Source organism: Pseudovibrio exalbescens DSM 16456 (assembly GCF_000422785.1).
GTDB classification, from domain to species: Bacteria; Pseudomonadota; Alphaproteobacteria; order Rhizobiales; family Stappiaceae; genus Pseudovibrio; species Pseudovibrio exalbescens.
The window spans coordinates 199,793-212,620 of sequence record NZ_AUGS01000008.1 but is presented as its reverse complement, the minus strand read 5'-3'; the positions used below and the strand labels follow the sequence as shown (position 1 = coordinate 212,620).

Below are 12,828 nucleotides of genomic sequence, written 5' to 3'. Positions count from 1 at the left end.
GGTTATGTCAATAGGTGACCAGCGTTCTCTTATTGACAGGTGAGGGAGTTGGTTCTATTCGGAAGGGATGACAGAAATGCCATTCAAACGTGCGCGTTCCCCGCAAGCCAAAGCTCGGCGGGCGGATGACTTACTCAAGGCCGCCGCGACCATTCTCGATCAGCAGGGTGTTGAAGAGGTCACGCTCACCCGAATAGCCGCGCGCGCTGGTGTGGTGAAGTCAAATGTCTACCGGTACTTCGAAAGCCGGGAAGAAATTCTGTTGCGTGTTCTGCTATCTGACTTGGCACTGATGTTGGATGCCCTTGAACAGACGGTTCAAGCACCGATTAGCCCGCGTCGGACAGCAGAGTTGCTGGCCGACGGATTTGCCTCCAAGCCAAGGGTTTGCTTGTTGTTGACAGATCTTGCGCCAACACTGGAGCGCAACATCGGCTCAGAGAAACTTCGTGAGCTCAAACGTATGTTCTTGCAGGCGTTGGATCGTGCGACCGCAGTGCTGCATTGTGCTCAACCGGAGATCAAGTTGCCGGGCTGTGAGCGGATTGTCATGGCTATCAATGCTCTTGTGGCTGGTTTGTGGCCGATGACGCATCCGGGACCGGTCTTGGAACGGGTTCAGAGCGAGGCGGAATTTGCCCGCCTGCGCTCAGATTTCCAAGAGGCCTTAACACAAAACATTCATGCTCTTTTACTGGGTGCCGAGGCTTATCGATCTTGAGACAAGCCCTTTATGAACGTTTCAATAGCCTGTTCGAAAAGCGCGACCCCAACATCCAGCGAGCTCACGTTTTCAATTGTCGTTACGTTTGGAGCAGAGCCAAAGGTCATTTCTGCCCGTCGTAGTCGACTGGCAATGTCCTCTTCCGTCTCCCGACCGCGCTGGGCCAGTCTATGCGCCAAGACCTCGACAGGTGCTGTTATGTGAATTACCAGCGTGTGTTGGTACTTGGCCAGTGCATGAGGAATGATACGGCGCGATCCGTTGGCAATGGCCACGCCTCCAGAGCCTATGTGGCTGTCCACCGACTTGGGCAGTGCATAAAGCAGGTTGTGGGCGCCCCACGACAGGGCTACGTCGCCGTTCTCGATTTTCTTTTCCAGCTCCGTGTAGCTGATCGCCTCATGGTCTTCGTGGCCAGCTTCTGCGGGCCGCGTGATCAGGCGCCGAACGAACATCAACATACTATGTCCGGCAACCTTTGCTTTGTAGCCCTCAATCAACGAGTCCTTCCCGGCACCACTGGGACCGACAACGATCACCAGTCCACCGTGGCCAAGTCGGCCGTCAACTTGAGCTTGCGTTGCGGTCAGTGATTGGTCAGGCAACGCGTCGCCCCTCATTCCAAACTGCACGAACAATAGGAATGTCGCCGACCATGCGAACCTGCACCAAGTCGGCACGGCGTCCGGTTTCAATGGCCCCACGGTCTGTCAGTCCGACGGATTCGGCGGGGGTCTTTGTGATAGTGCGGATCGCTTTGGGCAGATCGATGCCGTCAACGTCCTTGGCAAGCACAAAAGCACCGTGAAGCAGGGAAACCGGGACATAATCGGAGGAAAGAATATTGAGATAGCCCGCCTGCGCCAGTTCCTTTGCAGAAATGTTGCCAGAATGAGATTTGCCGCGCACGACGTTGGGTGCTCCCATCAATACAGCCATCCCGGCCTCGGTAGATGCTTTGGCGGCTTCCAGTGTTGTTGGGAACTCGGCAACCTTGATGCCAAATTCGATGGCCTCATCCACGTGCGCGATCGTGGCATCGTCATGGCTCGCCAGTTGGATGCCATGGGTGGTGGCCCGCTCGGCGATTTCGCGGCGGTTCTTGTCAGAGTTGCGTGCACCGCGTTCCGTCATGCGTGCAATGTACTCGCGCAATTGTTCGTCGGAGTACCCCTTCGATTCCTTGTAGTACTGGATATAGTAGTCCAAGGACGTGAATTGGCGCTGGCCCGGGGTGTGGTCCATCAGCGACGTTAGGCGAACGCGATCATCGCCTTCAAACAGAGCAAAGCCGTCTACACAATTGTCTGCCGAGACCTCACAGCGCAGATGCAAGAAATGATCGGAGCGCAGACGACCTTCGGCTTGCGCAGTCTCAATGGCATCGGCCATATCTCGCATGTCTTTTGCCGTAAAATCGGCGCTGTCTTCCATGCCGACACGTAGCGCATCCAGAACCGTGGTGATCCCTGAACACGCCATTTGAGCATCGTGCGCCTGTACCGCGGAAATCGGATTCCACAATACGCCTGGGCGCGGTTTGTAGTGGTTCTCAAGATGGTCAGTGTGAAGCTCGACCAGACCTGGAATGAGAAAGTCGCCCTCACAATCGTGTTGGGCGGTGGTTGTTGTGCCACTATCGATGTTGTTGATCTTGCCGGCGTTTGTGTTGAGCGAACCAGAGAGCACCTCGTCTGGCAGTACGATGCGCGCATTTGTGAAAGCTAGTGCATTTGCGCTGTACTCAGCTTCATCACTGGAGGCAATCTGGGGGGATGTGAGCGTTTCGCTCATTGGGAGGCTCCTTCAAAACGGAAAGTATCTGCGACCCGGAACGGGCCACCGTCCTCGTCTTCAATAAAAAGGGCGATCTGATTAATGCGTACTGGTTGACCCAACACGGGTGCGAAGTGCGTCAGCGCTGCGCGCTGCATGGCAGCAAGGGCCGTCTTGTCGCTCAGTTTGCCGGACAATGTCAGATGAAACCGGAAGAACTCGAACACGTAGGGATAACCCCATTTGAGCATGTAGGCATCTTGTTCTGGTGTCAGGTCCGCTTTTCGACGTCTAGCGATATCTGCTTCAGACAAGGGTGCCCGAAGTCCGTCCAGTTCCGTAATCGTCCGCCGTGCCAACGCGTCCAAAGCAGTACTCGGCTGGGTCGGTGTCAGAGCAAGAAATTTACCCAGCCGATTTGGGCTCAGTCCGTCCAGTTCAAACGGCGCTGTTTGCCGAGCGAAGGTCTGAACGGCTTCATGCACGTGATCCATGCTGACACCATCGGCAGCGCGAAACGGTGGTTTCAAGGTGCCATGAAAGCCATAACGGCGGGGTGTTTCGGTATATTCCCAAAATTCCGACTTGCTGATGCCGTCCACATCTGGTTGCGTAACCGGCGTATTGGTAAATGCGTCGCGGCCCAACCACTGGCTGCCCAAATCTGTGAGCTGTTCTATCTTGTCCGGGCAGTAATAAAGAGCGTATCTCATGAGGGTATCCTGTTTGCCTTCCGCCTTATCCAGTCGGTGTGTCTGCCTGATGACGGTCTACAACCAGCCGGAAATGGTCAACAAATTGCTCGATATCCTCTGATTGGAACAGAGCCAATTTATCGAACAGGATATCTTCTGGCAGGTCCCACCATTTCAGGGCCGCGAGTTGCTCTGCCTGATGAGGTGGAAAGCGGTCCTTGATCCGGCGCGCTGGAACACCGCCAACGATAGTGTAGGGAGCCACATTGTGCGCGACCACGGCGCCGGCGGCGAGCACGGCACCGTCCCCAATCTGGACACCGGCAAGAACCGTGACACCATGGCCGATCCATACGTCATTGCCAATGTGAACCCGGGCTGCGCGTCTTTGTTCAAAGAACATGTGGTCGCGTTCTTGATGGGCCTCATAGTATTCAGGCGTGTAGGTGAAACGGTGCTGAGAGGGCCGATGCATGGGGTGGTTTGGTGGCCCGAGACGTACATGGGCCGCGATGGCGGTAAATTTTCCAATGGTCGTGTCGGAGATCATACAATCCGACCCGATATAGGAGTAATCTCCCACCTCGCTGTATTCGAGGGCCGTGCGCTGCAAGATTTCGCAGCGCCTGCCCACCGACGTTTCACGAAGTGTAACGGAAGGATCAATGCGCGTTTCGGCGATTTTCGGCTGGGTGGTCATGGTTATGCCGCTGCCTTGAACTGTGTCACATCGATGATGCGATCTGCTATTTGATCCCGCGCTTCGTGGTCATGGAGGATGCCCAGCATGGCCACGCCCTTGCGTTTCTTTTCCTCGACCAGTTCCACCACGACCTGCCTGTTTTTGGCATCCAATGAAGCGGTCGGTTCATCCAGAAGAAGGATTGGGTAGTGGGCGATAAAGCCACGTGCAATATTGACGCGCTGTTGCTCACCGCCCGAGAAGGTTGCTGGTGGCAGCTGCCACAGGCGCTCAGGCACATTCAGACGCGTCAGCAACTCGCGGGCTTGTTCCAATGCTTCTTCCTCAGAAGTGCCCTGAGCAATGAGCGGATCCGCAACCAGTTTCAGGGCCGGTACACGCGGAATGGCGCGAAGAAACTGGCTGACATATCCGATCGTGCTGTCGCGAAGGCGGATGATGCGCCGTGGCGCTGCGTCGGCCACATTGATGATTTCGCTGCCATCTGTGATGAGGATCTGGCCGGTTTGGCACCGATAATTGCCGTAGATCATCTTCAGGACGGAACTTTTGCCTGATCCGGATGGTCCGCCGAGGATGACGCATTCGCCGGCGGAGACGGCAAAGGAAACATTGTCGACTACCGGCAGTTCAATTCCTCCTCGTAAGTGCATGCGGAAGGTCTTGCCGACGTTTGAGAGGCAAATCTTGGTCTTCATGGCGGGCCTCAAGGTTGCAAGATGGAAGAGACAAGAAGCTGGGTGTAGGCTTCCTGTGGGTCGTCAAGGACCTGATCGGTCAGGCCGGTTTCAATGACATGACCTCGCCGCATGACAAGTGTTCGGTCAGACAGGAGCCGTGCAACGGCGAGATCGTGCGTGACAATGATCACGGAAAGACCCAGATCAGAAACCAGCCCCCGGATGAGGTCGAGCAATCGCGCCTGCACGGACACATCCAAGCCACCTGTCGGCTCGTCCATGAAGACAAGGCGCGGGTTCGTGACAAGATTGCGGGCAATCTGGAGGCGCTGGCGCATGCCGCCTGAAAAGGCGCGCGGGTCGTCGTCAATGCGGTCTTCAGCTATTTCCACGCGGTCCAGCCAATCTATGGCGGTGGCGCGAATATCGCCATAATGCCGGGCTCCAATAGCCATCAAGCGCTCACCAACGTTGGCACCTGCAGAAACCGACATTCGGAGGCCATCCGAAGCGTGTTGGTGTACAAAACCCCAATCAGTTCGCATCAACATCCGGCGTTCGGCCTCGTTCATCTCATAGAGATTGCGCATGGCACCTACGCGATTGCGATATTCGATGACTCCAGATGTTGGTGCGAGGCGGGTGGAGAGACAGTTCAAAAGCGTCGTTTTCCCCGATCCGCTCTCGCCGACAATGGCAAGAACTTCACCTGGATACAGCTCGAAGTTCACGTCCTTGCAGCCGATACGGTCGCCGTAGTATTTGGTGGCGTTCGAGACACGCAGAAGCGGCAGATCATCACTTGCATCTGCAGTGTGTGGTGTCATTTCACTGGTTTGCATAGGAGTTAAGCCTTTGTTCTAGCGTGCCTGTGTGCAGCTCAAAAAGGTGATTGTCGAAGTCGTAGAAATAAAGTGAGCGGCCTTCGCCTTCGATGCGTGGACGATCTGGCAGCACTTCAACATCAAGCTTTTCAAGTTTTGCTCGGATGCCGTCGATCGCGTCTTCGTCCACCTTGAAAGCGATGTGGTTGTAGGTTCTTCTTTCCAGCGGTTCACCTTCCATCGTTGCGATCCAGAGCCCACCGAGGTCAAAGAACTTTTCGCGCGAGTGGGAGAAGGTTTTGTTGCCGCTGGAGTAGATCTCGGCGGCGCCCAGCCCATCGGTGAGAAGCGCGCTCATTCGATCCAGATCCGACACGATGAAGGTCATATGACTGAGCCCTGTGATCATGCCCGCGGCCCACTGTTTTCAGGTTCGGCGATCGGGTTTGCGGCCATGTGGCCAAGGTGTCCCTGTTCGCGCCGTTCCTCGCAGTAATCACTGTCGGAGCACACGTACATGCGCCCACCTTTGTCGTCGAGGATGACTTCATCGAGATAGACGTTCTCTGCACCGCACAGAGCGCAAGGCTCTTCGAACCTCTGTATTTCAAAGGGATAGTCCTGAAAGTCGAGGCTCTCCACCTTGGTGTAAGGTGGCACTGCATAGATGCGTTTCTCGCGTCCGGCACCAAACAGCTGAAGGGCGGCCATCTCATGCATTTTAGGATTGTCGAATTTGGGAATGGGTGATGGATCCATGACGTATCTGTCATTCACCAATACCGGATAGGCGTAGGTAGTGGCGATCTCACCGTATTTGGCGATGTCTTCATAAAGCTTCACGTGCATGAGACCGTACTCTTCGAGCGCATGCATCTTGCGTGTTTCGGTTTCACGCGGCTCCAGTTTGCGCAGTGGTTCCGGGATCGGGACCTGATAGACGAGTGTCTGGTTCTCGGTCAGCGGCTCTTCGGGAATGCGGTGGCGGGTCTGGATGATGGTCGCTTGGCTGGTTTTGGTGGTGGCCTTAACGCCGGTTGTCTTGATGAAAAAGCCTCGCAATGCAACTGCATTGGTGGTGTCGTCCGAGCCTTGGTCGATCATCTTGAGCACGTCATCTGATCCGATGACTGCTGCGGTAACCTGAACACCACCCGTACCCCAGCCGTACGGCATGGGCATTTCTCGAGAGGCAAACGGGACCTGATACCCCGGCACGGCGATAGCCTTCAAAATGGCTCGCCGGATCATGCGTTTTGTTTGCTCATCCAGATAAGCGAAGTTGTAGTGTTCGGAGAACATGTCGGTGTCTTGTCCGGTCATTGAGCCGCCTCCTCAGCCTGAGCCGTATTGGCTTCCTTGCTGTGCCAGTCTTTGTTCATGCGACGAACCAGTTCGAGTTCGGCTTGGAAGTCCACATAGTGTGGCAACTTGAGGTGCTCGACGAAGCCTGTCGCCTGAACATTGTCGGAGTGCGAGAGCACGAACTCTTCATCTTGCGCTGGAGCTGTTGCTTCTTCCCCCAGTTCCCGACAGCGCAAAGCACGATCCACGAGCGCCATGGACATGACCTTGCGTTCTGACTGACCCGGTGCCAGGCCATAGCCGCGTGTGAATTGGGGCGGCGCTACTGTGCTTCCCTTGAACTGGTTGATCATCTGGCACTCGGTCACTGTCATGGTGCCCAGCGGTACAGCAAATCCCAGTTCTTCAACGAAAAACTCCACCTCTACTTCGCCATGACGAATTTCTCCGGCAAACGGATGGGAGCCACCAAACCCGCGCTGGGTAGAATAGCCAAGAGCCAACAAGAACCCCTCATCCCCACGGGCGAGATTCTGGAGGCGCACGTCTCGATCTGCCGGAAAAGCGAGCGGCTCCCGGGTTAGATCGCCGATCTCCGCATCTTGAGGTGTTTCCGGATCTGGTTCCATCATGCCTTCCGCATTCAGGAGGTCGGTCACACGTGGGATGTCCGCGTCAGGATCATAGGCGCCTTTTTCCGGCTCGGGCAGTTCTCCATCAGCGGCAAGTTTGAAATCCAGAAGCCGGTGGGTGTAGTCATACGTTGGGCCCAGCAACTGGCCGCCCGGCAAGTCTTTGTAAGTGGCTGAAATACGGCGACGCACAAGCATGGCTGCTGTGTCGATTGGTTCCGAATACCCAAACCTTGGCAAGGTGGTGCGATAAGCGCGCAGCAGAAAGATCGCCTCGATCAAGTCTCCGCGTGCCTGCTTGATCGCCAGAGCTGCGAGTTCCAGATCGTAAAGAGAGCCTTCGGACATGACACGCGAGACAGAGAGATAGAGCTGCTCTGCTATCTGTTTGAGCTCCAGTTCGGGAACGGTGCGATCCCCACGGCGGTCGCGTTCCATCAGCTTGTGGGCGTTACGGATGGCCTTCTCGCCACCCTTGACGGCAACATACATGGATCAGGCTTCCTTTAGAGAAATGGTGGTACTGCGCGGCAGGCCGGCAATCTGGTCGACGCTGGCAAACAGGACATCTACGCCCAGCGGGTAGAGAGTCTGATTGGCGCTCATCTGATGCCAGAACCCCGGTGCCAAAGGCGCTGCATTGAGCTGCGTTGTGGTCTTTATGCCCGGTCCCGACAGAAGTGGTCCGGCTTCGTTGGTGAGGGTTTCAGCAGCCATGATCAGGGTCGTCGAACGGTCGGGATACTCGTCTGTACCGACGTTGAAGCCAGAGAGCGGCGGCATCTTTTCGGGTGTGCTGATCAGCGCAAAGGCGGCATCTGCCTGCATGTCCACGACAGGGGCGCCAGTGTGAAAGCGCAAATAGTCGACCACGTCCCGACTTTTGGCAAGCGGTGTGTCCAGATAAACCGGCGTGTCATAATCCAGTAGAGCAAGGGCCAAAGCTGCCATGGTTCTGGGCAGAGGGTGTGGGGCAGTCAGGTTTGTGACGTGAAGTGTCTGCAAGGTGCCTGGGCGGGCCAAGGCGTTCATGGCGGCCTTGAAGATGCATTGAGCATCATGAACCGGATTGGCAAGACCGGGTGCAGGGGCTTTGGTCAAACCAAGAGGTGCTGTCGTCATGATCAATCTCCCCGAACCATGGTGAAGAAATCTACCTTGGTGGCGGCAACTTCTTCGCGGGTTTGGTGTTCGGCAGCTTGGGTTGCCGTATTTAGTGGCTGTAGCACATGCGTTTCGACGTACTCGCTCCAGTCTTTTGTCTGAAGAAGAGCGTCAAAAATGGCTGAATAGAGGGCTTTGGCCTTGCTTCTGCCAAGCGATTGACCGAAGCCAGTTTCTCCGGTGTCCAACGCAACTACACAGCGCGTCACGGTCGCTTCGCACAGGTTGAAAGGGGCGCCAGTGCCGCCTGCGCGGCCACGAACCATGACCAATCCCGTCTCCGGCTGCCGGATCACGGTATGAGCTGGGGGTGTGTCCAGAGCATCCCATGCAGCCTTCAGTGTTTCCTCAGGAGCGTTGGCAAGCAGGGCCATGGCGGCCCGTCGCGTTTCCAATTCCGGACTAAGGGAGGTTTGCGTGTCTGCCGACATATGAATTCCTCTTCGAGGCCTCTGATAAACCGTTGTGCGGTTCGTGAGTTTGACGTTGTTCCTAGGATAAAATATGTCTATTTGTATAGACAAATTTTTTACTCGCATCTCTCCTACAGATGTTCCATGACAGGGCCATGACGGATCAGTTGGAAATAGAAAGCCGTCCGCTGAAGCGGCGGGCAGGTATTGCGGTTTGGAAGCAGATTGCAGAAACGCTGCGCGTGGAATTGACCCGTGCGGGCCTTGGAGAAGGCGCGCGTATACCAACCGAACAGGTACTTGCAGAGAAGTTTTCAGTTAATCGCCACACTGTTCGTCGGGCGATTTCCGTTTTGATCGATGAAGGGCTTTTGCGATCGGATCAGGGGCGTGGTACGTTTGTTGCCAAGAATCCAATTGCTTACAGAATTGGGCCGCGGACGCGCTTCACTGAAAATCTGAGCGGTCAGGCCGAAACGGTTTCCGGCCGTTTGTTGGGTATTCGTGAAATCGAAGCCGATGAGCTGTTGGCTGCGGAACTGAAGGTTGCCAAGGGCACGTCTGTTTTTGAAATGCAGACCCTCAGTCTTGCCGATGACGTGCCTCTCATTTCTGGTACCGGGTACTTCGAAAAGGCGCGCTTTCCGACGCTCCGGGAAGATTATGAGCAGACCCGTTCCATCACCAAAGTGATGCAGAAAATGGGCTACGGTAACTATCGTCGTGGTGAGACGCGAATCACAGCTGTTCTGTGTTCAAAGGAGCTGGCGGCGATTCTGGAAATTGACCCTGGATCGGCAATCGTGGCGACCTATAGCATTGATGTACTAGAGGATGGCACGCCTATCCAGGTTGGCCGAAGCTACATGGCTTCCGAGCGCATACAACTTACCGTCTAGGATATCCGAAGTCAGTCGTCATGACGCCAGACACGCGGCGTGTGTTTCAACTTTTTCCAGCGATGTTGCGCTTCAGACCAAGCCATATCTGCGCGTGCCTTGTGCCATCCCGCGACAAACCCGATTGCCGGAAGCAGCTGTTGCCCACTTGGTGCCGCTGGTAGGTCCATGGCGACCAGTCGGTCCGTCATTGCTACATCGTTGAGGTATCCGAACACGTCCTGCAATTTCTTGAGGGATTTTATGAAGATGCCCGTTTGCTCCTTGTCATACAAGGTTTTGAAGAACTCAATGGCGTAGCGCAGCTTTTTCAGTGCCTTGCGCAGCTCATGGCGCTCTTCAATGGTCAGCGTTTCCAAGTGCTTGGCTCTTTTGGCACAGGCTTTCCAGCGCTTGCGCAGGGCATAGTCCGCGAACTCGAGCGCAGGCATGTCCAGAGCCTCACAAGCCTCTGGGCTTATCTCCTCACGCCACTCACGGGTTTGAATGTAGCGGGCGAGTTGAAGGATGAAACTGTTTGCCCGCGCCGTTGCCAGTTGGGCAATGACGTCTTGTCGAACCGTATCCCTTGCGCTATCCAACGCGATCATCAGCCCTTGAAATTCAATGCCGTCCGGGCTGCGCTCTTGCAACGGTCCTATAATTTCGGAGGCCATCACATCCAGATCACGGAGATTGCCCAGATAGGTCGCAAGACGCTGGGCCTCTTGCCCCATTTCGAAAAGCGCACTGCCGGCAACCAGTGGCTGATAAACCTTCAAAGCACTGCGCAAGCGGCGCAGGCCGACGCGCATTTGGTGCGTGAACTCGATGCGCTCGTTGTCGGCATGTTTTATCAGTCGAGCACGGTTCCCAGCAATTTGGGTCAGGCATGATGAGAGGATCGAGACCAGCGCGTCTTCAGCCGTTTGATTTGTCTTCAGCTCTATTTTCCCGGCAGGGGCTGCCGTAGCGGTTAAGTCGACTGCTTTGTCACCAGAAAGGCGATCGGCAAGGCCATGGCCGATTTCCGCCTTGCTTTGGCTGGAGAAATCAAAGGGGATGTCTCCCAGAAGGTGCGCCGCCAAATCGTAAAGCTGAGAAACAGGGCCTGACTTGAGTTCCAACTCGATTTCGCAAATATCTTGCTCGTGTCCTTGTGCAATTGCCTTGCCATGATCAAAGGCGACCTCGATTTCCGTATTCTCGTTTCGTGTAAAATCCCGCGTTACTCGGTCGATTTGTGTTTCGAACCGTGGTGCGATGGCGGCCCCGTTCAGGAGAGACTGGACCCGGTCTCGCACTGCCGCATCGTCAATCAGGGATAGGTTGGGCTCGGTCTCTTCGGTCGGTAATTCAAACTCTCGTGTACTCGACAAACCGCGGATTACGCCGGTGCCCACCTTGAGCGTCTGAACGCGACCTGAGCCCGTTTCCCGAATGCGCAAGGTTGTCGCTGCGTTGCGCAAGCGCTTGTCTGGCGTGTCGAAGTAGATTGACTGAAGTTTTCGGGTCTTTTCTGCTTTCAGGCTGAAATCAGCGAAGTCTGTTCTGGCGAGGGCTTGCTGTAGCGCATCGCGATCAACAGCCAGTTTGAGCTCTACTTCATTCATCGGGATCGAACTACCTCTGCTTGCACCTGACGATCACGGAGTTGTGGTAGCCTTCCAAGGAAAGCATTTCGTGTAAAGGCTTTTTATCGAGCGAAAGTCCTCGTGAAACTTGCACGGCAAAACAAGCCTGACCTAGCTGTAGCGTAATCTACGTACATTACTCAGGGCAAGTATGTTGGATTTATCACGGCTCATGCTTTCGGCCGAACAATCCAGTAGCGCCCCAAACGATCTAGGCCGGGTAAGGCTGTTGCCTATTGGGCGCTATCCAGTCGGAATTATTGAGCTGGCTTACTGAAAGCGGGCCAACTTTATTCTTGAATAATCTGGTTTCAATCGTGATCACGCACGCTGCGTCGGGGCGTGCGCTCCGTGCTTGGCATGGCTGCGAGTCGTTCAGGGCTGCAGCGCCAGTGGGTTTTGATCAAACAAGTACGCATCAAAGCTTGGATCATCCACATCCGAGAGCGCCAACAGCCGGGCACGGACGTTTTCAAGATGTTGCCACATGGCTTTGCGCGCTTCCTGCGGATCTTTGATCTGCAGCGCGGTCAGGATTGCCTTGTGATCCTCCAGCCACTCTTTGCGGTAGCCGTCATCAAAGATGCGATCATGCAGCGTTGCCCACATACGCGAGCGCTTGCGCTGCTGCCAAAGGTTCCGCATCATTTCCAGAAGCGCGGTATTTTGTGTTGCCTCTGCAATCAGCATGTGAAACAGCTCATCCGCATCTTCGCCGCCGGCGCCTTCAGCCAACTCTTGACGTTCCTGATCCAGAGCCCGTCGCATCTTCATGATGTCGTTTTTGGTCACGCGCGTGGCGGCAAATGCAGCAATATTGCTTTCAATCAACTGGCGGGCCTGCAGTAACTCGAAGGGGCCGATGTCAGCTGCTGAGGCTGTATCTGCCGGGGCGTCAGTTGGCAACCGCAACACGTAGGTGCCGGAGCCCTTGCGGACATCCACCAAGCCTTCAATTTCAAGCATGATCATGGCTTCGCGCACCAGTGAGCGCGATACGCCCAGTTCTTCAGAAATCTGACGCTCCGGTTGCAGACGATCACCCACAGCATACCGACCCTTCGCAAGATCCTCTCGGATCGCCTGAGCGACATCCTGATAGCGTCGTTTCTGTTCTCCGGTCTGCACGGCTTTTACTCCTGGCGCGATCCTTCGGTCATGCTTCTACACCGCGACACGCAATGAGGCGTGACCGAAGACTATTTGTCTATTCAGGTATGATATCACCGAACAAAACTGTTTCTATGTGTAGTTTTGACCAAGTCTAGCTACTTGCGCACAGTGCATTCACTTGCACACACACAGGCGGTGTTGTCTCTTCATGGGGTGATATCAGGCGCACTAAATGGGAGTTCCGCGTCAAAAAGTCAATTCTTCTTTCTCGCGGAAAGGAGCGGGAC

Annotated in this window: 15 protein-coding genes; 2 read left to right on the top strand and 13 right to left on the bottom strand. The window is 55.3% G+C overall.

The features are described 5' to 3' along the window. The first annotated feature begins 76 nt into the window (after positions 1–76). Positions 77–721 (top strand): TetR family transcriptional regulator, encoded by a 645-nt coding sequence (locus tag G512_RS0107850; protein WP_162143365.1) that lies wholly within the window; start codon positions 77–79, stop codon positions 719–721. Here G512_RS0107850 and phnN read toward each other — a convergent pair. From phnN to phnG, 11 genes are read right to left on the bottom strand one after another with little or no spacing between them, the layout of a single operon-like run. After that, positions 709–1,329 carry a phosphonate metabolism protein/1,5-bisphosphokinase (PRPP-forming) PhnN gene (gene phnN / locus G512_RS0107845; protein WP_208974970.1) on the bottom strand — a complete coding sequence of 207 codons (621 nt, stop codon included), beginning with the start codon at positions 1,327–1,329 and terminating at the stop codon, positions 709–711. The genes G512_RS0107850 and phnN overlap by 13 nt on opposite strands. Continuing rightward, the gene (locus tag G512_RS0107840; RefSeq protein WP_081657404.1) at positions 1,322–2,518 is read right to left on the bottom strand and encodes an alpha-D-ribose 1-methylphosphonate 5-triphosphate diphosphatase; all 1,197 of its coding nucleotides are present in this window, start codon (positions 2,516–2,518) and stop codon (positions 1,322–1,324) included. Before G512_RS0107840 ends, phnN begins: the two co-directional genes overlap by 8 nt. Beyond that, positions 2,515–3,213: a DUF1045 domain-containing protein gene (locus tag G512_RS0107835; RefSeq protein ID WP_028481243.1), complete on the bottom strand. Its 699-nt coding sequence runs from the start codon at positions 3,211–3,213 to the stop codon at positions 2,515–2,517. Before G512_RS0107835 ends, G512_RS0107840 begins: the two co-directional genes overlap by 4 nt. A 25-nt stretch (positions 3,214–3,238) precedes the next feature. Beyond that, positions 3,239–3,895, bottom strand: coding sequence for a DapH/DapD/GlmU-related protein (locus G512_RS20365; protein ID WP_051269095.1), 657 nt, complete (start codon positions 3,893–3,895; stop codon positions 3,239–3,241). Positions 3,896–3,897: 2 nt separating this feature from the next. Further along, entirely contained in the window at positions 3,898–4,596 is a 699-nt protein-coding gene (phnL, locus tag G512_RS0107825) for a phosphonate C-P lyase system protein PhnL (RefSeq protein ID WP_028481242.1), read from the bottom strand. Between the two features lie 8 nt (positions 4,597–4,604). Beyond that, the gene (phnK, locus tag G512_RS0107820; RefSeq protein WP_036489074.1) at positions 4,605–5,405 is read right to left on the bottom strand and encodes a phosphonate C-P lyase system protein PhnK; all 801 of its coding nucleotides are present in this window, start codon (positions 5,403–5,405) and stop codon (positions 4,605–4,607) included. A gap of 1 nt (position 5,406) precedes the next feature. After that, a complete protein-coding gene (gene fosX / locus G512_RS0107815) occupies positions 5,407–5,811 on the bottom strand; it encodes a FosX/FosE/FosI family fosfomycin resistance hydrolase (RefSeq protein WP_028481240.1) in 405 nt (134 codons plus the stop codon). Further along, entirely contained in the window at positions 5,808–6,725 is a 918-nt protein-coding gene (locus G512_RS0107810; protein WP_036488991.1) for an alpha-D-ribose 1-methylphosphonate 5-phosphate C-P-lyase PhnJ, read from the bottom strand. Before G512_RS0107810 ends, fosX begins: the two co-directional genes overlap by 4 nt. Then, entirely contained in the window at positions 6,722–7,831 is a 1,110-nt protein-coding gene (locus G512_RS0107805; RefSeq protein WP_028481238.1) for a carbon-phosphorus lyase complex subunit PhnI, read from the bottom strand. Before G512_RS0107805 ends, G512_RS0107810 begins: the two co-directional genes overlap by 4 nt. 3 nt (positions 7,832–7,834) lie before the next feature. After that, positions 7,835–8,461 carry a phosphonate C-P lyase system protein PhnH gene (gene phnH, locus G512_RS0107800; protein WP_051269093.1) on the bottom strand — a complete coding sequence of 209 codons (627 nt, stop codon included), beginning with the start codon at positions 8,459–8,461 and terminating at the stop codon, positions 7,835–7,837. A 2-nt stretch (positions 8,462–8,463) separates the two neighbouring features. Next, the gene (gene phnG / locus G512_RS0107795; protein WP_028481236.1) at positions 8,464–8,934 is read right to left on the bottom strand and encodes a phosphonate C-P lyase system protein PhnG; all 471 of its coding nucleotides are present in this window, start codon (positions 8,932–8,934) and stop codon (positions 8,464–8,466) included. 137 nt (positions 8,935–9,071) lie between these two features. Here phnG and phnF point away from each other — a divergent pair, with 137 nt between their 5' ends. After that, positions 9,072–9,815: a phosphonate metabolism transcriptional regulator PhnF gene (phnF, locus tag G512_RS0107790; protein WP_028481235.1), complete on the top strand. Its 744-nt coding sequence runs from the start codon at positions 9,072–9,074 to the stop codon at positions 9,813–9,815. 11 nt (positions 9,816–9,826) lie between these two features. On the opposite strand, the gene G512_RS0107785 is transcribed toward phnF, so the two are convergent. Together G512_RS0107785 and G512_RS0107780 are read right to left on the bottom strand one after the other, a co-directional pair. Further along, the gene (locus tag G512_RS0107785) at positions 9,827–11,407 is read right to left on the bottom strand and encodes a CYTH and CHAD domain-containing protein (RefSeq protein WP_028481234.1); all 1,581 of its coding nucleotides are present in this window, start codon (positions 11,405–11,407) and stop codon (positions 9,827–9,829) included. 396 nt (positions 11,408–11,803) lie between these two features. Then, positions 11,804–12,556, bottom strand: coding sequence for an FCD domain-containing protein (locus tag G512_RS0107780; RefSeq protein WP_028481233.1), 753 nt, complete (start codon positions 12,554–12,556; stop codon positions 11,804–11,806). Positions 12,557–12,828: the final 272 nt, after the last annotated feature.

Coding starts and splice junctions, on each gene's coding strand:
- G512_RS0107850 (WP_162143365.1), top strand. CDS start 77: ATGCCATTCAAACGTGCGCGTTCCCCGCAAGCCAAAGCTCGGCGGGCG.
- G512_RS0107840 (WP_081657404.1), bottom strand. CDS start 2,518: ATGAGCGAAACGCTCACATCCCCCCAGATTGCCTCCAGTGATGAAGCT.
- G512_RS0107835 (WP_028481243.1), bottom strand. CDS start 3,213: ATGAGATACGCTCTTTATTACTGCCCGGACAAGATAGAACAGCTCACA.
- G512_RS20365 (WP_051269095.1), bottom strand. CDS start 3,895: ATGACCACCCAGCCGAAAATCGCCGAAACGCGCATTGATCCTTCCGTT.
- phnL (WP_028481242.1), bottom strand. CDS start 4,596: ATGAAGACCAAGATTTGCCTCTCAAACGTCGGCAAGACCTTCCGCATG.
- phnK (WP_036489074.1), bottom strand. CDS start 5,405: ATGACACCACACACTGCAGATGCAAGTGATGATCTGCCGCTTCTGCGT.
- fosX (WP_028481240.1), bottom strand. CDS start 5,811: ATGATCACAGGGCTCAGTCATATGACCTTCATCGTGTCGGATCTGGAT.
- G512_RS0107810 (WP_036488991.1), bottom strand. CDS start 6,725: ATGACCGGACAAGACACCGACATGTTCTCCGAACACTACAACTTCGCT.
- G512_RS0107805 (WP_028481238.1), bottom strand. CDS start 7,831: ATGTATGTTGCCGTCAAGGGTGGCGAGAAGGCCATCCGTAACGCCCAC.
- phnH (WP_051269093.1), bottom strand. CDS start 8,461: ATGACGACAGCACCTCTTGGTTTGACCAAAGCCCCTGCACCCGGTCTT.
- phnG (WP_028481236.1), bottom strand. CDS start 8,934: ATGTCGGCAGACACGCAAACCTCCCTTAGTCCGGAATTGGAAACGCGA.
- phnF (WP_028481235.1), top strand. CDS start 9,072: ATGACGGATCAGTTGGAAATAGAAAGCCGTCCGCTGAAGCGGCGGGCA.
- G512_RS0107785 (WP_028481234.1), bottom strand. CDS start 11,407: ATGAATGAAGTAGAGCTCAAACTGGCTGTTGATCGCGATGCGCTACAG.